This is a genomic window from Dehalococcoidia bacterium, assembly GCA_035310145.1.
Classification (GTDB): domain Bacteria; phylum Chloroflexota; class Dehalococcoidia; order CAUJGQ01; family CAUJGQ01; genus CALFMN01.
In genome coordinates this window covers 63,165-81,603 of record DATGEL010000041.1, presented here as the reverse complement: position 1 = coordinate 81,603, position 18,439 = coordinate 63,165, and the positions used below count along the sequence as shown (strand labels likewise).

General features: G+C 69.9%; 19 protein-coding genes and 1 tRNA gene. 11 read left to right on the top strand and 9 right to left on the bottom strand.

Annotation, left to right across the window (positions count from 1 at the left end; translation table 11 throughout):
* The 6 genes from VKV26_08030 to VKV26_08005 form a co-directional block, all read left to right on the top strand.
* On the top strand, positions 1-887 hold an 887-nt coding region (locus VKV26_08030), incomplete at its 5' end, for a pitrilysin family protein (GenBank protein ID HLZ69842.1).
* Positions 888-1,306: 419 nt separating this feature from the next.
* Positions 1,307-3,130 (top strand): peptidoglycan DD-metalloendopeptidase family protein, encoded by a 1,824-nt coding sequence (locus VKV26_08025; protein ID HLZ69841.1) that lies wholly within the window; start codon positions 1,307-1,309, stop codon positions 3,128-3,130.
* Positions 3,131-3,225: 95 nt separating this feature from the next.
* On the top strand, positions 3,226-3,600 hold the full coding sequence (locus tag VKV26_08020) for a hypothetical protein (GenBank protein ID HLZ69840.1): 375 nt from the start codon (positions 3,226-3,228) through the stop codon (positions 3,598-3,600).
* A gap of 41 nt (positions 3,601-3,641) precedes the next feature.
* Entirely contained in the window at positions 3,642-4,103 is a 462-nt protein-coding gene (locus tag VKV26_08015) for a redoxin domain-containing protein (GenBank protein HLZ69839.1), read from the top strand.
* 171 nt (positions 4,104-4,274) lie between these two features.
* Positions 4,275-4,961, top strand: coding sequence for a cytidylate kinase-like family protein (locus tag VKV26_08010; GenBank protein HLZ69838.1), 687 nt, complete (start codon positions 4,275-4,277; stop codon positions 4,959-4,961).
* Positions 4,958-5,593 carry a hypothetical protein gene (locus VKV26_08005; protein ID HLZ69837.1) on the top strand — a complete coding sequence of 212 codons (636 nt, stop codon included), beginning with the start codon at positions 4,958-4,960 and terminating at the stop codon, positions 5,591-5,593. Before VKV26_08010 ends, VKV26_08005 begins: the two co-directional genes overlap by 4 nt.
* Before the next feature lie 117 nt (positions 5,594-5,710).
* On the opposite strand, the gene VKV26_08000 is transcribed toward VKV26_08005, so the two are convergent.
* From VKV26_08000 to VKV26_07990, 3 genes are all read right to left on the bottom strand, one after another.
* Positions 5,711-5,784: transfer RNA gene (locus VKV26_08000), tRNA-Pro, on the bottom strand.
* A gap of 18 nt (positions 5,785-5,802) precedes the next feature.
* Positions 5,803-6,648, bottom strand: coding sequence for a dihydroorotate dehydrogenase (locus VKV26_07995; GenBank protein ID HLZ69836.1), 846 nt, complete (start codon positions 6,646-6,648; stop codon positions 5,803-5,805).
* A 97-nt stretch (positions 6,649-6,745) separates the two neighbouring features.
* Complete coding sequence (locus VKV26_07990; protein HLZ69835.1) at positions 6,746-7,081, bottom strand: hypothetical protein; 336 nt, start codon at positions 7,079-7,081, stop codon at positions 6,746-6,748.
* Positions 7,082-7,258: 177 nt separating this feature from the next.
* Here VKV26_07990 and VKV26_07985 point away from each other — a divergent pair, with 177 nt between their 5' ends.
* The 3 genes from VKV26_07985 (at position 7,259) to VKV26_07975 (ending at position 11,132) form a co-directional block, all read left to right on the top strand.
* Positions 7,259-8,053 (top strand): winged helix-turn-helix transcriptional regulator, encoded by a 795-nt coding sequence (locus VKV26_07985; GenBank protein HLZ69834.1) that lies wholly within the window; start codon positions 7,259-7,261, stop codon positions 8,051-8,053.
* 89 nt (positions 8,054-8,142) lie between these two features.
* The gene (locus VKV26_07980) at positions 8,143-9,207 is read left to right on the top strand and encodes an Mrp/NBP35 family ATP-binding protein (GenBank protein ID HLZ69833.1); all 1,065 of its coding nucleotides are present in this window, start codon (positions 8,143-8,145) and stop codon (positions 9,205-9,207) included.
* A 326-nt stretch (positions 9,208-9,533) separates the two neighbouring features.
* On the top strand, positions 9,534-11,132 hold the full coding sequence (locus VKV26_07975) for an NYN domain-containing protein (GenBank protein ID HLZ69832.1): 1,599 nt from the start codon (positions 9,534-9,536) through the stop codon (positions 11,130-11,132).
* A gap of 32 nt (positions 11,133-11,164) precedes the next feature.
* Here VKV26_07975 and VKV26_07970 read toward each other — a convergent pair whose 3' ends face one another.
* From VKV26_07970 to VKV26_07945, 6 genes are all read right to left on the bottom strand, one after another.
* A complete protein-coding gene (locus VKV26_07970) occupies positions 11,165-12,232 on the bottom strand; it encodes an ABC transporter permease (protein HLZ69831.1) in 1,068 nt (355 codons plus the stop codon).
* Between the two features lie 5 nt (positions 12,233-12,237).
* Positions 12,238-13,209 (bottom strand): ABC transporter ATP-binding protein, encoded by a 972-nt coding sequence (locus VKV26_07965; GenBank protein HLZ69830.1) that lies wholly within the window; start codon positions 13,207-13,209, stop codon positions 12,238-12,240.
* A 130-nt stretch (positions 13,210-13,339) separates the two neighbouring features.
* Positions 13,340-13,570, bottom strand: coding sequence for a hypothetical protein (locus VKV26_07960; protein HLZ69829.1), 231 nt, complete (start codon positions 13,568-13,570; stop codon positions 13,340-13,342).
* Between the two features lie 283 nt (positions 13,571-13,853).
* Positions 13,854-14,927 carry a Holliday junction branch migration DNA helicase RuvB gene (gene ruvB / locus VKV26_07955; protein HLZ69828.1) on the bottom strand — a complete coding sequence of 358 codons (1,074 nt, stop codon included), beginning with the start codon at positions 14,925-14,927 and terminating at the stop codon, positions 13,854-13,856.
* Positions 14,928-15,018: 91 nt separating this feature from the next.
* Positions 15,019-15,369, bottom strand: coding sequence for a hypothetical protein (locus VKV26_07950; GenBank protein HLZ69827.1), 351 nt, complete (start codon positions 15,367-15,369; stop codon positions 15,019-15,021).
* 35 nt (positions 15,370-15,404) lie between these two features.
* Positions 15,405-16,229 carry an SDR family oxidoreductase gene (locus tag VKV26_07945; protein HLZ69826.1) on the bottom strand — a complete coding sequence of 275 codons (825 nt, stop codon included), beginning with the start codon at positions 16,227-16,229 and terminating at the stop codon, positions 15,405-15,407.
* A 248-nt stretch (positions 16,230-16,477) separates the two neighbouring features.
* Between VKV26_07945 and VKV26_07940 the strand changes: the two genes are divergently transcribed.
* Complete coding sequence (locus VKV26_07940; GenBank protein HLZ69825.1) at positions 16,478-17,446, top strand: HEAT repeat domain-containing protein; 969 nt, start codon at positions 16,478-16,480, stop codon at positions 17,444-17,446.
* A 124-nt stretch (positions 17,447-17,570) separates the two neighbouring features.
* Entirely contained in the window at positions 17,571-18,290 is a 720-nt protein-coding gene (locus VKV26_07935) for a response regulator transcription factor (protein HLZ69824.1), read from the top strand.
* Positions 18,291-18,439 lie beyond the last annotated feature (149 nt).

Here is an 18,439-nt window from a genome sequence, read left to right as displayed (position 1 = left end):
AGCTGCGCAGCGTGGCGGACTCGCCGGCGCAGCAAGCCGAAGTCCTGCTCGATGAACTCGTCTTTCCCGATCAACCGCTTGGCTGGGATGTGGCCGGCTTCGAGTCGACGGTGCAGACGATCAGCCGCGCGGAGATGTTGGGCTATCTGAAGCGGCAATATGCTCCGAACAACGTGGTAGTCAGCGTGGCGGGCAGCGTGGGCCACAGCGAGGTCGTCGATCTCTTGCAGCCGCTGCTCGGTGACTGGCTGCCGGACCAGCCCGCCACCTGGTTTCCGGCCGCCGATGGGCAGGACGCCGCACGCTGCGTGCTCAAGAGCCGGCGCACGGAACAAGCCCATCTCAGCCTGGCGATGCGCGGTTTCAGCAGCGTGCACCCCGACCGCTATGCGCTGGACCTGCTCAGCGTCGTGCTGGGCGAGGGCATGAGCAGCCGGCTGTTCATCGAGCTGCGCGAGCGGCGCAGCCTCTGCTATGACGTGCACACCTATACCAGCAAGTACCTGGACACCGGTACCTTCAACGTTTATGCGGGCGTCGATCCGAAGAAGGCGGTGGACGCAACCGAAGCGATCCTGGCCGAGCTGGCCCGCGCCCGCGACGGCATCCCCGAGGTCGAACTGGCGAAGGCGAAGGAGTTGGTCAAAGGGCGCACGCTGCTGCGCATGGAGGACACTCGCAACGTCTCGGGCTGGATCGGCACACAGGAGATGCTGTTCGGCAAAGTGCGCAGCGCCGATGAGGTCGTGGCCGAAGTCGAGGCGGTGACGCCGGCACAGCTCGACCGTGTCGCCCGCGAAGTGATCCGCGGCGACCGGCTCTCGCTGGCGATCGTTGGACCGTACCGCAGCGAACGCCGCTTCGCCTCGTTGTTGCGGCTGCAATAGCAGCCGGGCGTTGGCGGCGGGCGCGGTCGGGCGGCACCCGCGTGGGCTCGGTTTTTGGCTGGCGCGGAAATGACCGGGCGTTAACACGTCGGGCGGCGCCGTTCGCTACGCTGTTGCCGGAGCGTCGCTGCGTTCGTGAGCGGTTCCGCGCAGTACGTCGCCCCTGCCATCGATCCGATCCTGACCCGCCGGAGCGCCCGTTGTCATTCCCAGTTGAACAGACTCGCGAGCGCGTTCTCCGACGGTTCGGCCGATCGCCCGCGCTGCCGCTTCCGCGGCGGGCATTGCCGGCTTTCGCCGGGCTGGCCCTGCCACGGCTTCCGGGCCGTGCACCGGGCCTGATCACGGCGGCGGCGCTCGCGGCAGCCGTGCTCGCCGGACTGACACTGCACCGGAGCGAACCTCGCCCGGCAACCGGCGTGCGAACGTCCGCGCTGATCGCCTTCGGCGGCCCGCGCGCACGCATCAGTCTGCCCAACGGCGCCTCGCTTGCTCCCGCGGCAGACGCGCCGCCGTTGGTCACCGCGCTGCTCGCGGCCGACCTCTGGCAGGCGGCGAATGCGGTCTACGAGACGCGCTTGCTCGCGGCGCCCGCCGCGACAAGCGCTGCCACGCCTTCGGCCGCCGCCGGCCCCAACGTGGAGCAGTTGCTGCAGGCGCAGATCCGCCTGACGCAGGCGCAGCTCGCCTACCAGGCGATCACACAAGCCGCGAGCGATGCGCAACTCGCCGTGGCCAGAGACGCCGTGGCCGCCGCCCGGGCGCAGGTGCTGGCGGCCCAGCAAGCGGTGCAGGCGGCGAACACCGCCACCGTCACACCGACGCCGCCACCCGCGCCCGTGCCGACGGAGGCCGATCTCCAGGCCGCTCAGCGCGACGTGAACGCGGCGTTGAGCGCCTTCCAGCGGGTGCAGCATGCCTACACCGACGACCAGATCGCGGCCGCACGAACGGATCTGAGCAACGCGCGGCAGGCGCTGGCGGCAGCGCAAGCCATCACGGCCACGCCGGCTGCGAGCGCCACGCCGGCCCCCGCCGCAGCATCTACACCAGCCGCCGCCTCGCCCACGCCGCCCGTGACTGCAAGCGACGCACCGGCGCCGATCTTCTCGTCGGGCAGCGCGGCGCCGGTCATTGCGGCCGGCCCCGATGCGGGCACATCGGGCGCTGGCGTCGTTGCCGATCGCGGCGCAGGTTACGAACAGCCGCCGGCGGCCGGCGCCACGGATAGCGCCGGCGCGATCCTCACGCCGCAGAGTTCCGCGGCAAATGCGTCGGGCAGCGCCACGCCGGCGGCCACGCCCACCACCGTACCCACCGCCGCGCGGACCGCGCCAGCGGTGGCGACCAGCTCCCCGGCCCCAAATCTGGCTGAGATTCAGCAGTGGGCGGCGCATGCGCAGCAGACGCTTGATCGCCTGACCGCCCCGCCCGATCCTGCCGCGCTGCAGCGGGCCGCTGACCAGGTGGCCGCGGCGCAGGGCCGTCTCAGCTCGCTGCAGGCCGCGCTGGCAGCGGCACGGGCGGCGACGGCCACGCCAGAGCCGACGCCCAACGCCGCCCCCGAGGGTGCGACAGGCGACGCCGCGGCGGCGCTCTCGCCCGAGCAGCAGCTCATGCAGGCACAGACGCAGTACGCGGCGGCGCAGCAGCGGCTCCTGGCGCTGAGCCAGCCGGCCGATCCGGCGGCGGTGGCGGCGGCGCGGCAGGAGCTAAGCGCCGCGCAGCAGGCCTGGCAGGCGCTGCTGGCGCAAGCCAACCCGACGCTGGTCGCGCAGGTCAACGCCGACCCGCAGGGCGCCCTCCTGCGCGCCGCGAGCAGCGGCGCCGCGAGCAACTGGCCGGACGCCGTGCCCTTCGCCTGGCCGGCGCGCGGGCCGATCTCGAGCCTCTTCGGCCCGGCGCACCCGCTCGGCATCGACATAGCGCAGAGCGCCGGTCTGCCCGTCACGGCCGCGGCCTCGGGCGTCGTCAGCTTCAGCGGCGGCGATCCCTGCTGCGACTACGGCTATTACGTGGACATCAGCCATTCGGGCGGTTACACGACCCGCTACGGGCATCTGCTCGTGCCGTCATATCTGAAGCCGGGCGACCACGTGCGCCAGGGGCAGATCATCGGCCTCAGCGGCTCGACCGGGCTGAGCACCGGCCCGCACCTGCACTTCGAGATTCGGCTCAACGGCGTGCCGCTCGATCCGCTGCGCTTGCTGGCCGGCGCCCTGCCGCAGCCGCTCTCACGGTAGCTCTTTACATTCGGCGCGGGCGCTTTGTTACACTGGCGCCGCGGGCGTGGCTGCGCGGTCGCCGCGCCTCAGGCACGAACGCGAGGTTGAAATCGTTGCGCACGCTTGTTCTGCGCGCCGTCGCTGTTTGGAGTATGGGCCTGCTCTCGCTGGCGAGCGCGTCCGGCGTCTCCGCGCAGTCGCAGGGCGGCAGCGGTGACGTCAGCGATCTGGTTCCCGTCGTTCTTTGGACGGTCGTAGTGGCCGTGCTTGGGCTTTCGGCAGTCTCCGTCGCCTATCTCTACCGGCGCGCCCGCGGCATCGACGAGCCGCGGGCGAGCGTCCCTATTCCGCCGTTCGGCGAGTCAGACGAATCGCATCTCGACACGGCGGGCCAGCCGTTGCCCGAGCACGTGGTGCACGAGCATGCGGCCGCCCATCACGACGACGCGACGGAACAGGCGGAACTGCTGCACGAAGCCCATCGCTGAGCGAGCTGTCCATAGCCCGTGATCCCGCGCAGGAGTGCACGATGTCGGTTCAGATTGGCGATCCGGCGCCCGAATTCACGCTCAACGACGGCAAGGGCGGAAAAGTCGCGCTCGCCGATTTTCGCGGCAAGCAGCCCGTGGTGCTGGCCTTCTATCCGCTGGCCTTCACCGGCGGCTGAACGAACGAGTTTTCAGGCTTCGCCGAGGTCCAGGACGACCTCAGCGCGGCCGGTGCCCAGGTGCTGGGCATTAGTGTGGACAGCTTCGCCTCCGCAAACCACTTCTGCGAGCATATGGACCTGAAGTTCCCGCTGCTGGGCGATTGGCCCCGCCATGAGGTGGGAACGACCTACGGCGTCTTCCTGGAAGAACGCGGCATCCATAGCCGTGTTACCTTCGTGGTCGACAAGGCCGGCATCGTGCGCGCCCGGATCGACGAGCGCGATCCGCTCAAGCACGCGCCGATGGCCCTGGAGGCGGTCAAGTCGTTGGCGACGACCTGACCCATCGATCCCGTCGCGCTCAATCCGCACAAGCGGGCTTAACGTCGCTACTTGACTTCGCGTGCTATTCTCTCCGCACGGATTTTCTCGACGGCAGCGATCAGACATGCTGCGGCGTCGGGGAATGCGAGCCGTTGGGGGCGCAGTTCCACGCGGGAGTACGGTGGCGCCATGCACGAGCCCGTGATCACCATTTCCCGGCAACGCGGCAGCGGCGCCGACGAAGTCGCGGCGCTGGTTGCCCAAAAGCTCTCAATCCCGCTCTACGATCAGCAGGTGATTTCGCGCGCCGCCGCCGAGGCGGGCGTCTCCGAGTCCGCGATGGCGGACGCGGAGCGCAGCCAGGGCTTTCTCAGCCGCATGCTGGAAAGCCTCGGGCGCTACGCCGGCATGGGCGTCGAAGGCTCGGTGCCGATCGACTTCTCCTCAGTGTCGATGCTCTATACCTCGGCCGACTTCCGCGCGGTGATCGAGCAGGTGCTGCGCAACATCGCGGACTCGGGACCGGGCGTGATCATCGGACACGGCGGCGCCCAGGTCGCGCTGCGCCGGCGCCCGGATGTCTTGCACGTCTTCATCCACGCGCCGTTCGAAAACCGCATCAAGCGCATGATGGCGCTGCGCAACCTCGACCGCGACGGGGCGAAGCGCGATGTCGAGCAGACCGACCGCGAGCGCACGGAGTTCTTCAAGAACAACTACAATGTCAACTGGTACGATCTGCGCCTCTACGACCTGGTGATCAACTCCGGCGGGCGCGAGTACGACGACGTGGCTGACGAGATCGTGATGATTGCGCGCCGCCTGCCCGAACGCACCCCGGCCGAAACCCCAGACCACCCGCTGCGCCACGCATGACGGGCGCGACGCTGCCGCCGCGGGCCCGCCAGCTTCGCAGCGCGACGCGCGCTGACGCACCGCGCACGCTCGTGCTGGCGACAACGCTTATTGCGGCTGCGCTGTTCGCTGCCTGCGGCGGCGGTAAGAAGAAGAACGCCGCGCCCGCCGGTACGCCCGCGCCCGCTGTCACCACGGCTCGCGGCGGGGCGACTGCGGCCGGGGCATCTGCCCCGGCCGCCTCGCCCGCCGCGGCACTCCCGCCCAGCCCCTTCCCGCAAACAACACCCCGACCCGCATCGACGCCGCAGGGCTCGCCCACTCCCTCGCCGACGCCGACGCCCAGCCCCACGCCCGCCGTGCGCACAGAGAACGGGCTGCAGATCTCGGATACAGCGTTCACGGGCAAGATTGCGGCGAGCGGCGGCCTGCGCATCCGCTCGGCGCCGGCGCTGAGCGCCGATAACGTCGTCGGTTCATTGCCCGAAGGCGCCAGTGTCAACGTCGAGGGCAAAGTGCTGAACGGCGCCGAAGGCGAGCCGGGGAAGGGCACCGTCTGGTGCATCGTCGGTGTGAAGCAGTACATCTACTGCGCCGAAGGCTACGTGACGACCACCGGCACACCCACGCCGACGGCGACGCCTGCGCGCTAGCAACGCTGCGGCGGCTCAACCAGCGATTCGAACTACCGTGTCTCGCAGAACCCGTGGGAGACTGCGACGATCGTGGCTATGGCGAATGAGGCCGGCAGCGGGGGCGCGGCGATCGGGTCGGGGTGGCCCGACTTGAACGGGCGGCCTCCTGCTCCCAAAGCAGGCGCTCTACCAAACTGAGCTACACCCCGCGGCGTTGCCTGAACAGGCTATCGCCCAGCTTCGGCAGGGGTCAAGACGCGCCGGTCGTCACGAAGTTCGGCGGCGATGCGTGTTGCCGTCGTGGGGTCACGCAGCAGGGCGCTGCCGATCTGCACGGCGCACGCGCCCGCCTCCAGGTACGCCCGCGCCGCGGCCGCCGAATCCACGCCGCCGCAGGCGATCAGCGGCTCGATACCGGCCTCGAACAGCTCAGAGACCAGCAGCAGCGTTAGCGGCATGGTCGCCGGCCCCGTGAGCTTCACACTCCCCGGCATGCCCGCCTGCCAGGCCCGCCAGCCGGAGGCAACACAAATCGCGTCCGCCCCGGCGGCCAGCGCCCGCTGCGCAGCCGTCAGCGAAACCGGAACTGCCTCAAGTTTCACGATCAGCGGCAGCAGGGTGACCGCGGCCACCCCGGCCACCGCATCGGCCAGCGCGCCGACATCCTCAGCACCCGCGGGCAAGTTGAGTTCAATGGCGGCAACGCCCGCGATGCCGTCGAGATCAGCGGCCATCGTCGCGAGCCCACGGACATCCGAAGCGGCGATGCTGACGACAACCGGGAGCCCAGCGGCCGCCCAGGTCTCGGCGCCGGTCGCCAGCTCGCGCGCGAGTCCGCGGTTTGGCAGGCCGCTGGTGTAGAGCACGCCGCCGGTCGCTTCGTCGATCACCGGGTTAGCGCCGTGGCTGCGTGGCTCCAGTGTCAACGAGTGCGTCACCAGTGCGCCCACGTCCCGCAGCCATCGGCGCTGCTGGGCACCGAGGCCGCGGCCGAAGCAGCCCGATGCGATCATCACCGGCGAGGCCAGTTCAAGCGTCGTGCCCCGACGGCCGCCGATCGCCGGTGGGATCACCGCGTTGCCTCCGTCGCACTTCCGTCAAGTTGCGGAGAAAAAGGGCGAGGGGCGCCGGTTTGGCGCCCCTCGCGTGGAGTTGCTCGCGTGGCAGCCGTCAGTCGAGCCGGTTGCGGAAACCGCTGCCGAGCAAGTTGCCCAGTGCGTCCTCCGAGATCGGCGCGGCCGCCGCGGCCGCGGGCACATCGGCGACGACATTGTTGCGGCCGCGGCCGCGCCAGCGGTTGCCGTCGCTGCTGTCACTCTCCCAGATCGAGTCCGTAGACGAGTTCTGGAACTCGCGCACCGCACCGCAGCGCTTGCAGGTACCGACGCTGGTAGCGCCGTTCGGCGACGCAATGCGCCAGTGATGCTGGCAGACCGGCTGCAGATCCTCACCGTCCTGCTCAGGCAGCGGTGCATTCGGCGCATCTAAGATAATGCTCTCGGGCATGCTGTCTTCCTCCCGACCACCACCCTCGCCGGGCTGGGTCCAGGGCCACACGGCCACTGTTATCAAGTAACGCTTAATGCTATCACGGCGACCCGTTGCCTGTCAAGGATTATACGGTATTTACAGTATCGACTTGTTAAATCTTGACAACCGCGTGACCGGCTTCCTAGACTGGTAATGCGGGTTCCGCCGCGCGCCGCGCGCGCCTGTGCGAGCCTCATGGATCCGTGTAACGGAGTCCGGCAGCGGATGCACTCCACCAAAAGCCAAATCCTCGCGGCGCTGAAGCGCCAGGGCGGCTGCAGCGTCGATGAATTGGCCGCTGCCCTGGGCCTGGCGCCGATGACGGTACGTCAACACCTGGCAACGCTCGAACGCGACGCGCTGGTAGGCTCAACCGAAGAACGGCAGCGTCTCGGACGCCCGCATTTCGTCTATACGCTCACCGAGAAAGGCGAAGGTAGTTTCCATCAGCATTACGACCGGATCGCCCTCCAGCTCCTCGACGAAGTAGGCCGGCTCGACTCCGCGGAGATCGCCGGCCTTTCTGCTGAGGAGAAGACGGCACTGCTCTTCGATAAGCTGGCCGACCGCTTCATCGCCCGCCACGCGGCGCAGCTCGAACGGCTGCCACTGAGCCAGCGCGTGGCGGCGGTGGCCGAGTTGCTGCACGCCGAGAGCGGCTTTGCCGAATGGGCGGCGACGGAGCGCGGCTTCGAGATCCGCGACTATAACTGTTTCTACCGCAAGTTGAACGGCGAGGACGGCGCCCCCTGTCGCTGGCACGAACGTGTGTTGAGCGGTTTGCTGGCCTGTGCCGTGCACTGCGAGGGCGGTGGCCCGCGCGCCGCGCACCTCTGCCGCTTTGCGGTGGCGAAGGCGGAGACGCAGCCGTTCAACGGCGCGCACCCCCTGGCCACGGAGTCCTTTGCGGGGTATCCGGCCGCGCACGGAGAAGCCGCGGCAAGCTAGCATGGGTGCGCAGCGCCCTCCTCAAGCATGGGTGCGCAGCACCCGGCTCATCGGACATACCTTGAGGAATCACACTTAGGAAGTACACTGTGCCAGCCACTGTCACGAAAGAGGCGGTGCTTTCCGCCCTTTCCCAGGTTCAAGATCCCGAGCTGCACCGCGATATCGTCTCCCTCGGCATGATCCAGAACCTCGCGATCGAAGGCGGCGACGTCGCCTTTAAGTTTGTGCTCACCACACCCGCCTGCCCCGTGCGCAGCGATTTGCAGCAGGCCGCCGAGGCCGCGGTGAAGACGCTTCCCGGTGTCGCCGCCGTGCGCGTCGAGATGGGCGCAAGCGTGCGCAGCCAACCGATTCGCCCCAACGGGCCGAAGCCGGTGGCGGGCGTGCGCAACGTGATCGCCGTCGCCAGCAACAAGGGCGGCGTCGGCAAGTCCACCGTGGCCGTCAACCTGGCGATCGCGCTGGCGCAGGCCGGCGCCAGCGTCGGCCTCGTGGATGCCGACATCACCGGCCCGAACCTGCCCACGATGTTCGGCTACGAGGCCGGCTTCATGTCGCAGGGCAACCAGGGCCTGCACACCGTGGAAAGGTACGGCGTCAAGCTCGCCTCGCTGGGTTTCCTCTTGCCGAAAGGGATGCCCGTCGTCTGGCGCGGGCCGATGATCGGCCAGGCGGTGCGGCAACTGCTGCACGACGTGCCCTGGGGCGAGCTGGACTACCTCATCATCGACCTGCCGCCCGGCACCAGCGATGCCTCGATGAGCATGGCGCAAGACGCCGCCATCGCCGGCGCCGTGATCGTCAGCACGCCGCAGGACGTGGCGCTGGAGGACGCGCTGAAGGCCGTGGGCATGTTCGAGAAGCTGAACGTGCCGGTCTACGGCCTGATCGAGAACATGAGCTACTTCCTCTGCCCCCACTGCGGCGAGCGCACGGAGATCTTCGGTCATGGCGGCGCCCGCGAGGCAGCGGACGAGATCGGCCTCGACTTCCTGGGCGAGGTGCCGCTGCACGCCAGCATCCGCGCAGGCGGCGACCAGGGCGTTCCAGTGATCGTTACGGAGCCGGACTCGCCACAGGCGCAGGCGTTCCGCCAGATCGCGGAGCGCGTCGCTGCCCGGCTGAGCATTAGTGGATGGGGGGAAGCGTGACCACGGAGTCCGAGTCCGCACAACCCGCACGCCGACGGACCCGCGCCACCCGCGGCCGTCGCGCCGAGTCTGAACCCGTCGAGAGCACCGTGCCGAGCGAGTCCGCGGCCGCCGTCACAACCCCGCTCGCGGGCAACGCACTGCCCCGACGCCTCTTCTCCTCCCCTGCGACCGTGCTGCGTGAGGCGCCCATCTCTGCGAGCGAGGAAGCAGCAACGGCTGCTCCCCCGGAAGAGTCGCTAGAGGCCGACACGGCGAAGCCGCACGGCCGGCGCGCTGCCGCCCGACCGCGCAAAGCCGCGGCCGCGAAGGAGCCGGCCACGGAGGTGGCCGTGCTGCCTGCCGCATCGGTGGACGCGGCGGATGCGGCCGCACTCGCGGCCCCTGCTGAGGCGCCGACGCCACGCACGCGGAGCCGCCGGCGGCAGCCCGCCGCCAGCCCCGCCGCCGAGCCTGGGATCGAGCCGCGGGCGCCGCAGCCTGACGCCGGCCCGTTCGCCGCGCCACCGGCACCAGACGACGATTGGGCAGCGGCGCCGGCGACGGACGAGGAGCTCGCGGCGATCGCCCGCGCGGCGTCCGGCCCCACAAACCTCGACGCGCCGGTCTGGCCGGAGGACGAGGATGAGCTGATCACCTGGTCGCCAGCGGATGCGCAGGTTGCGGACGACGCCTTCGTCGAGGCCGAGCCTGAGGCCAGCGAAGGCGACGCAGCCGAGGCCATTCCAGCCCGGCGGCGGCGACGGCGGGGCGGGCGTGGCCGGCGTGGCCGCGGCGGCCAGGGCGTCACCGCCGGCGGGGCGGAGCCGAACGAGCCGGCGGTCATGGAGACGGCCGTCGTCGCCGAGTCCCCGACGGAATCGCCGCCAGCCGCGCGCCCCGCCCGGGCGCCGCGCACGCGACAGCCGTCGCTGCCGGCCTATCCCGTTGAGTTTGAGCCGTTGCCGCCGCCGACCAAGCGCAAGCCGGCGCGCCGCCCAGGCGACGTGGCGGAGCCGCGTTTCAGCCGCGCCGAGATCGCCGAGTTCGAGCAGTTCGTGCGTGGCGCCCCGACCGAGACAAACGGTGCGGCCGGCGCCACCGACAGCGAGATAGCGGCGACGCCGCTCACCCCCGCCGAGCAGGAGGCCCTGCGCAGCGCGACGAAGGCGCCGCCGCGACGGACGCGGGGTACGCGTGGCCGCGCGTCCCAGTCGGCGGAGTCCGCTGCCACCAGCGGGCTGCAGGAGACGCCGGCTTTTGCGTCGCTGCCCGCCGCGCCCGAGATTGCAACGGGGGCGAGCGGCCTGGAGACGCTGCTCGCGCGGCAGAATCTGTTGCTCTATACGCTGATGGAGCGCCAGGTCGCCCTGCTGCGCAATATTGAGCGCTCTTTGATCGCCCTCGACCGCCGGCTGGCCACCGGCGCCGCCAGCGCCACTCACGAGCGCGCCGGCGTGTTCGTCGATGTGCCCAATGTGATCTACGCCGCCGAGCGGTTTGGCTGCCAGATAGACTTCACAAGGCTGCTGGATTTTCTGGTGCACGACCGTGGCCGCGAGCTGGTGCGGGCCAGCGCCTATGCTCCGGTCAGCGACGATCCCTCGGCCCGGCTGGAGCTGCAAAAGTTCGTGCAGCCCTTCGTCAACCGCGGCTACCGCATCGTTACGAAGCCGCTCAAGCGCTTCGCCGACGGCACGATGAAGGGCAACTTCGACGTCGAGCTGGCGATGGACGTGCTGACGATGGCCGACCGGCTCGATGTCGTCTGCCTCGTCTCCGGCGACGGCGACTTCCGCCGGCTGGTGGAGCTCGTGGCGAGCAAAGGCGTGCGCGTGGAGGCGATCGCCTTCGCCCAGAGCACCTCAAGCGAGCTCAAGGCGGCCTGCGACGAGTACATCGACCTCGGCCTGCACCTGCGCCAGATCTGCGGGAAGGTTGGCTGAGCGGCCCGACGGCCGTGGTGGCCCAAGCAGGTTTATTCCCAGCGGAACAGACGCACGGAGAGCGCCAGGCAGACCGCCAGCCAGCCCATCAGGACAACCGTGTCAACCCAGAGCGGGTTGAGCGGCGTCGCCTGCACGCTGACCTGGCGCACCGCGTCGGCAAGATAGGTGAGCGGCAGGGCGCGCACGACCGGCTGGATAACCTTCGGCGCCAGCTCAATCGGGAAGAAGACGCCGGAGAGGAAGAGCATCGGGAACTGGATCACGCTGACTAGCGGCTGGGCGCTCTCCGCCGTCTTCGCCTGCGAGGCGACGACATAGCCCATCGCCACGAACGCCAGCGCGCCGAGCACGACGAAGAAGAGCAGCGCCGGGATGCTGCCGACGATCTTCACGTGGAACAAGAGTTGGCCCGCCTCAAGCAGCACGACGGTCTGGATTACGGCGACGATCAAACGCTGCGTCACCTGCGCCGCGATCATCGTGCGCCGCTTGAGCGGCGTGGCGCCGAGCCGGCGCAGCACCTTCGTCTCGCGCTGCGTTACCAGAGGAATGGCGGAGAAGAGCCCGAGCTGCATGATCGCCATCGCCAGGATACCGGGCAGCAGGAAGTCAATGCCGCGCAGGTTCTTCGAGCCGATGCTCTGCACCTGCACGTCGATCGCCGGGCGGACGTTGCTGATCTGGTCGCTGGCCCTGCCGATCGCCTGCTCGAGGAAGGGCAGCAGCACCTGCTGCGTCGCCGTCTGCGCGGGGTCGGCGTAGATTTGCACCGCCAGTGCGCCGCCTGCCGGGGGTGCGGCGATCACAACGACGGCCTTGCGGTCGCCGTCCCTGAGCTTCTTCAGCTCGGCGTCGCGACTGCCCGCGTGCAGCTCGAGTGCCTTCTGGCTCTGCAGCGCCTGCACCACGGTCTCGGCGTTTTGACCCTGCGCCTCGTTGACCAACCCGACGCTGAAGGTCGGCGTGCTGTCGCCGCCGAAGATACCCCCGAAGATGATGATGAAGACGAGCGGGAAAGCGAAGGTCCAGAAGACGGTCGCCCGCTCGCGGCTGAAGGAGATCAGGTTGGCGCGCAGCAGCTTGCGAAACGCTTTCACGAGGCTTACTCCCGCAGCCGGCGGCCGGTGAGCTTGAGGAAAACGTCTTCGAGCGTGGCGCCGCGCACGTAGAGACTGTCGAGCGGCCGGCCGTGCGCGCCTGCCCAGGCCAGCAATGCCGCCATCGTTTCCGCCACGGCATGGCTGTAGAGCGTGACCTCATCGCCGTCGCGCCCCGCATTGGAGACGGCCGGCAGGGCGCGCAGCTCTTCGAGGCTGAGCTGCGGCAGAGAAAAGATGATCGCCGTCTCGGAGAAGTTCTGCCGGATCAGCTCGCGCGGCGCATCAACCGCCTGGATCACGCCGTGATCGATGATCGCCACGCGGTCGCAGAGCCGCTCGGCCTCTTCCATGTAGTGCGTGGTCAGCAGGATCGTGCGGCCGGCGGCGCGTTGCCGCTCGATCACGTCCCACAGGGCGATGCGGGCCTGCGGGTCGAGGCCCGTGGTCGGCTCATCGAGGAAGACGAGGTCCGGCCGGTTGATCAGGGCCAGGGCGACCGAGAGTCGCTGCTGCTGGCCGCCGGAAAGCTCCTTCGTCAGCTTGCTGCGGCTCTCCTCCAGGTCAAGCGCAGCGATCAGGGCGTCGGGCTCGTCCGCGTGCTCGAAGAAGCTGGCGAACAGGTCCAGCACCTCATAGACCTTGAGCAGCGGGAAGAGCGCCGGTGTCTGCAACTGCACGCCGATGCGCTGCTTCACGTCGTCTAGGCGGCGACGGGCATCGATGCCCAGCACGGAGATTTGGCCGGCGTCCGGCTCGCGCAGGCCGGTGATCATCTCGATCGTCGTGGTCTTGCCGGCGCCATTGGGGCCAAGCAGGCCGAAGACCTCGCCGCGGCGCACCTTCAAGCTCACGCCGTCCACGGCGAGCTTGTCGCCGTAGCGCTTCACCAGGCCCTCGGCGTCGATCGCGAGCGAGCGTGCAGCCGGCGCCGCTTGCGCTTCTGTCCTCACCGCAGCCCAGTCTACTGCCAGCATTCCCCGTGTTCCCATCCGCTCGGCGCAGCGTGCGGCCGCTGCCGAATCAGGGCAGCGGCCGCAGATCACCATCAATCGCTACGGCCTCAGTATCGCACACAGATAGTTGGTGCACGACTGGCCGTACGGGTCAGGCAGCGGTAGGAACGCTCTCCGCGGCGTTGAGCCCCGCCGTCGCGGCGGCTGCGGCCGCCCAGCGGCGCAGCCGCGCCAGCATCACCCGGCGCTCGTCGGCCGGCAGGCGATAGCCGCACTGCAGGCAGGCGAAGTCGGTCTCTTTGCTGAACAGCGTGCGCGAGTAGTTGTCCTGTTCGATCGAGAGGTCGCCGCGGCACTTCGGGCAGCTCTTGAGGATAAACATTTCCGCACCCCTCGGCGGGCCTTCGCTCTCCGCCGCTTTCCTCGGACGTGTGAGGCAGGCGACCGGTGACCGGGGCGAAGCCGCCCCGGATTGGGCCCTTTCTGCCGATGTCACGAGTATCGGCGGGGTGCAGATGCTGCCGCACGCGACGCCGGAACCGAGCCGTGCGGTACCTTCGGACGGTGGCGAGCATGTCCGGCGGACCGGTCCTCACGGCCCCCCGCAGTCGGGAATTCTGCCAGCGAGCGGCTGAGAGCGGGAGGCGCCGGCTCGACAGCAGCCTTCAGGGCTGAAACGGCTCGTCGCGCTCGGCCTCGTCGGCCCAGAGGCGGCCCTGGTTCGGCTCGGCCGGCGGCGGTGGCGGCGTCAGGCCAAGGTGTCGATAGGCGGCCGGCAGCGCCACGCGGCCGCGCGGCGTGTGGCGAAGGAAGCCGAGGCGCACCAGAAACGGCTCGTACACGTCCTGGATCGTGTCCGCGTCTTCAGACGTGCCGACGGCGATCGAGTTGAGGCCGACCGGCCCGCCGTCGTACTTCTCGATGATGAAGCGCAGGATGACCCGATCGACTTCGTCCAGGCCCAGCTCATCGACCTCCAGCCGCGCCAGCGCCTCGCGCGCCACGGCGCAACTGATCACGCCGTCATGCAGCACCTGTGCATGGTCGCGCACGCGGCGCAGCAGGCGGTTGGCGATGCGCGGCGTGCCGCGCGAGCGGCGCGCGATCTCGGCCGCGCCGTCCGGCTCGGTCGGCACGTTGAGCACGCGGGCGCTGCGCTTCACGATCTGCTCGAGCGCCGCGTGCGAGTAGAACTCCAGCCGGTAGACCGAGCCGAAGCGGTCGCGAAGCGGCGGGCTGATCATGTCGTAGCGCGTGGTGGCGCCCGCCAGGGTGAATTTTGCCAGCGGAATGCGCATCGAGCGGGCGCCGGGACCCTTGCCGAGCACCAGATCGAGGGCGAAGTCCTCCATCGCCGAGTACAGCACCTCTTCGACGATGCGCGGCAGACGGTGAATCTCGTCGATGAACAGCACGTCGTGCTGTTGCAGGTTGGTGAGGATCGAGGCGATGTCGCCGGGCCGCTCGATCGCCGGGCCGGAAGTGGTGCGCACATTCACGCCCATCTCCGCGGCGATGATGTTCGCCAGCGTGGTCTTGCCCAGGCCGGGAGGGCCGTAGAGCAGCAGGTGATCGAGGCCCTCGCCGCGGGCCAGCGCCGCCTTGATGCTGATCGCGAGGTTGTCTTTGACCTTCTCCTGACCGATGTATTCGGACAGGCGCGCCGGCCGCAACGTGGTATCGGAGCGATCGTCCTCCGGCTGCCCCTTGCCCGAAAGCAGGCGCTCGTCGTCGCTCATGCCGATCGCTGTCGCCGCTGCCGCCACCTCATCACCCCGCGCGCCCTGACATCGCACAGATGTTCTGAGCCATGATAGCAGATCGGCGCCATCATTTGGCGTTGCCCGCGCCTGAACGCTGCTCGATGCGCAGCTTCCAGAGCTGCAAGGCGTGGTCGAGCCCGTGCTCAACGTAGTGCTCGATGCCCAGCCGCTGCAGCTCGGTGTAGGCGCGATCGTGCTCGGCCACGTGCTCCACGACCTCGGCCATCGACCACTCCTCGGGCGATGGCGAGGCGAGCAGGTGTTCGTCCGTAATCTCGCCAAGGGCGGCGGCGATCGCCTCGCTCACGGCTTGCATCGCGCGCCGCACGGACTCGTCCACGGGCTGCCGCTGGATCAGGGCTTGCTGCGCGGCCTCGACTTCGGCCAGCAGGCGCGCGGCCATCGGGGTCAACTGCATCGGGGAATGTCTCGCTTCCGCTTCACCCATGCGTCTTAGCCGCGGCGCACCGCGCCGCCGTCGACGATGTAGCACTGGCCGGTGATCCAGGCGGCCTTCTCGGTGCAGAGGAAGACCGTCAGCTCGGCGATATCCTCGCCGGTGCCGGCGCGGCCGAGGGGGACACGTTCCTTCACGATCCGCTCCCACTGCTCGCCGCGGCCCAGGTCGTCCATGCGGAAGGTGTCGATGATGCCCGGCAGCACGGCGTTGACCGTAACCTGGTAGCGCGCCAGTTCGGCCGCCATCGAGGCGGTCAGCGATTGGACGCCCGCCTTGCTGGCCGCGTAGGCCGCCGTGTTGGCGCCGTGGGTCTTGCCGGCAATCGAGGAGATGTTGACGATGCGGCCGCCGTTCCCCTGCTTGATCTGCTGGCGCGCCACCGCTTTCGACATCAAGAACGTGCCGGTGAGGTTCGTCTCGATCACGTTGCGCCAGATCGCCTCGTCCAGTTCTACGACGGCCACGCGGTCTGCTCCGCGGGCCGCGCCGGCGTTGTTGATCAGAATGTCCACGCTGCCCAGCTCGCCCACGGTGCGTCCGACCAGCTCCTGGATTGAGTCGGCGCGGCGCACGTCCGAGATCAGCGGCAGCGCCCGCCGCCCCAGGGCCCGCACCTCCTCGGCCACAGACTCGATGTCGCGCCAGCCCGTCGCCTTCTCGTCTTCGGGGTAGTCCTCCGGCTTGCGGCCGGTGCCGGTGAGCACCACGTCACAGCCCTCGCGCGCCAGCGCCACGGCGATCGGCCGGCCGATGCTGCGTCGCCGGCCGGCGCCGGTGACGATTGCCACTTTGCCCTTGAGCGGCGCGTCCTCCGCCATGCTGATCTTACCTCCCGGCTGCCTCCGGCTGCCCATCGCCGCTCCGGCTCGCCCACGCGTCAGCATACACCGCGCCCGCCTCGCCAGGCAGCGGGCAGCAGGGCCTCAGCCGATCGGCTGTTACGGTTCACCCCGTACGCCACGGCCTGCCGCTCGACACGCGGTGTATCGTAAATACAGAGAACGACCGGAACCGCCCCGCCGCCGGCACGCCGCCGGGCACTCGTGCCCGCCGAGGAGGGGCCGTTATGGCGGAGAGGTTAGGCGTACACGGCGTCGAGCAAGCCGGTTCGGGTCACTCGTCGCCCCCTTCCGCTGAGATCGCCGACCTGTGCCGGCAACTCGCCGACGAGCAATCCCGCCGCCCCGCGCAGATGCGCCTGCGCCAGACGACCGACCAGGACCACTGGTTCGATCTGCTGCGCTACACCGCACAGCTCGCCCGTCGCACCGAACCGGAAACGCGCTCGCTGGACGCGGCGACGCGCCGGGCGCATCATGCCGCTGTGGCGGCGTTCCTGGCGCCGCCCGGCGATGCCTGTGACGACGCTCGCGCCGCCGCACTGCGGCGCGGCCTGACCGACCGGAACGCAAGCGTGCGCTCGCTTTCCGCGGAGCTTGTCGGTCTGCGGGCTGAGTCCGGCGCCCTGGAACAGCTCCGTCCCCTGCTCGACGACGGCAACGACCGCGTACGCGCGGCCGCCGTGAGAGCCCTCTCCACCCTCGATCCTGCGGACGTCATTCCGCTGCTCTTGCGGGCGCTTGAGCGGTACGACGTGGTTGCGGCGGAAGCCGTCTCGGCGCTGGCCGCGATCGGCGAACCGGCCGTGCCGCCATTGATCGCGGAGCTGCGCGGCGGATCGGCCTGGGCGCGCTGGCACGCGGCGCGGGCGTTGGGCAGCGTCGGTGACGAACGCGCGATCCAACCGCTCGTCGGCGCCCTGAATGACGGGGACGGCGGCGTGCGCTGGCAGGCGGCACGGGCGCTGTCCCGCTTCGGCTCTGCCGCACTCGACCCGCTCTTGCGCGCCCTTTGCACGATGACGGTGACGCCGTGGCTGGCCGAAGGCGCCGACCGCGTGCTGCAGCGCGTGGCCACCGGCGCGCTGTACCAGCACGTCAAGCCCCTGCGCCGCGCCCTCCACCACCTCGACGCCGCGGTGGAAGCGCCTGTCGCCGCGGCACAGGCGCGGGCCGCGCTGCGTGAGCAGGGCTAAGCCCGACGGTTCAGCCTGAGAAAACGCTCATGCAATGAAGGAACGGCCTGCGTAGCATGGCGGGCGTGAGACGCCGCGCACAGGACCAGGCCGCGCGGCGCCGGCACAGCTCGGAGCAAGCAGCATGGGCGTCGCCATCCACATTGTCGATGCGTCTGGCTGGAGTGAGCGGGCCGTGCCCGCGCTCAGGCAGGCGGGCTTCGTCACCCTGCGCGTGGACACGCGCGACGCGGCCGAGCGCCTGATCCGCCGCCGCCCGCCGGATCACATCATCGCCGTCGATGCCGCGCCACGCCTGGACGCGCTCGAAGCGACGCACTGGCTGATGGCAGCCACCACCGCGCCGATCACCGTCGTGATCCGAGGTGATGACGAACGCCGGGCGCTGGGCTGCTTCGCGGCCGGCGCCGACGACGTCGTCTCAGCCGACTGTCCGCCGCGCGTACTGATCGCCCGCCTGCGCGCCGTGTTGCGACGGGTCGGCGCGCCCGCCGGCGACGGCGTGGGGCCGGTCGCGATCGGCGAGATCCGCGTCGAGCCCGAGTCACACCAGGCGCTGGTGCGCGGCCGCCCGGTACACCTGACGCCGCTGGAGTTCGCCCTGCTGCACGCGCTGATGCGCGACCCCGGCGTGGTCTACACGCGCGAGGATCTGCTTGACGCGGTATGGGGGGCACGCGACATGGCCGTCGAGCGCACGATCGACGCGCACGTCTGGAAACTGCGCCGCAAGATCGCTTCCCACGGCGGCCAGCCCGAGCATATCGTCTCCGTGCCGCACTTCGGCTACCGCTTCCGCCGCCCTGACGAGGCGCTGCAAGCGCTGCCGGCGCTGGCGGGCTGACCGGCGCCGCGCTTTTCAGCCGCAACATGGGCAGGTAGAGTGGAGCCGGGCCGGCTCGCTGCCAGACAGGCGCCGGCCGGAGTCCGCGCATGGCCGATCTCCCCGCCCAGCGCGCGGTTCATGAAGCCGCGTCGGTGTTGACTGCAGCG

Bases quoted from the DNA above. Each gene is read 5' to 3' on its own strand.
- VKV26_07940 (HLZ69825.1), top strand. From the start codon at position 16,478: ATGGCGGAGAGGTTAGGCGTACACGGCGTCGAGCAAGCCGGTTCGGGT.
- VKV26_08005 (HLZ69837.1), top strand. From the start codon at position 4,958: ATGACGGGCGCGACGCTGCCGCCGCGGGCCCGCCAGCTTCGCAGCGCG.
- VKV26_07985 (HLZ69834.1), top strand. From the start codon at position 7,259: ATGCGGGTTCCGCCGCGCGCCGCGCGCGCCTGTGCGAGCCTCATGGAT.
- VKV26_07935 (HLZ69824.1), top strand. From the start codon at position 17,571: ATGGGCGTCGCCATCCACATTGTCGATGCGTCTGGCTGGAGTGAGCGG.
- VKV26_07960 (HLZ69829.1), bottom strand. From the start codon at position 13,570: ATGTTTATCCTCAAGAGCTGCCCGAAGTGCCGCGGCGACCTCTCGATC.
- VKV26_07965 (HLZ69830.1), bottom strand. From the start codon at position 13,209: ATGCTGGCAGTAGACTGGGCTGCGGTGAGGACAGAAGCGCAAGCGGCG.
- VKV26_07990 (HLZ69835.1), bottom strand. From the start codon at position 7,081: ATGCCCGAGAGCATTATCTTAGATGCGCCGAATGCACCGCTGCCTGAG.
- VKV26_07950 (HLZ69827.1), bottom strand. From the start codon at position 15,369: ATGCAGTTGACCCCGATGGCCGCGCGCCTGCTGGCCGAAGTCGAGGCC.
- VKV26_07945 (HLZ69826.1), bottom strand. From the start codon at position 16,229: ATGGCGGAGGACGCGCCGCTCAAGGGCAAAGTGGCAATCGTCACCGGC.
- VKV26_08010 (HLZ69838.1), top strand. From the start codon at position 4,275: ATGCACGAGCCCGTGATCACCATTTCCCGGCAACGCGGCAGCGGCGCC.
- ruvB (HLZ69828.1), bottom strand. From the start codon at position 14,927: ATGAGCGACGACGAGCGCCTGCTTTCGGGCAAGGGGCAGCCGGAGGAC.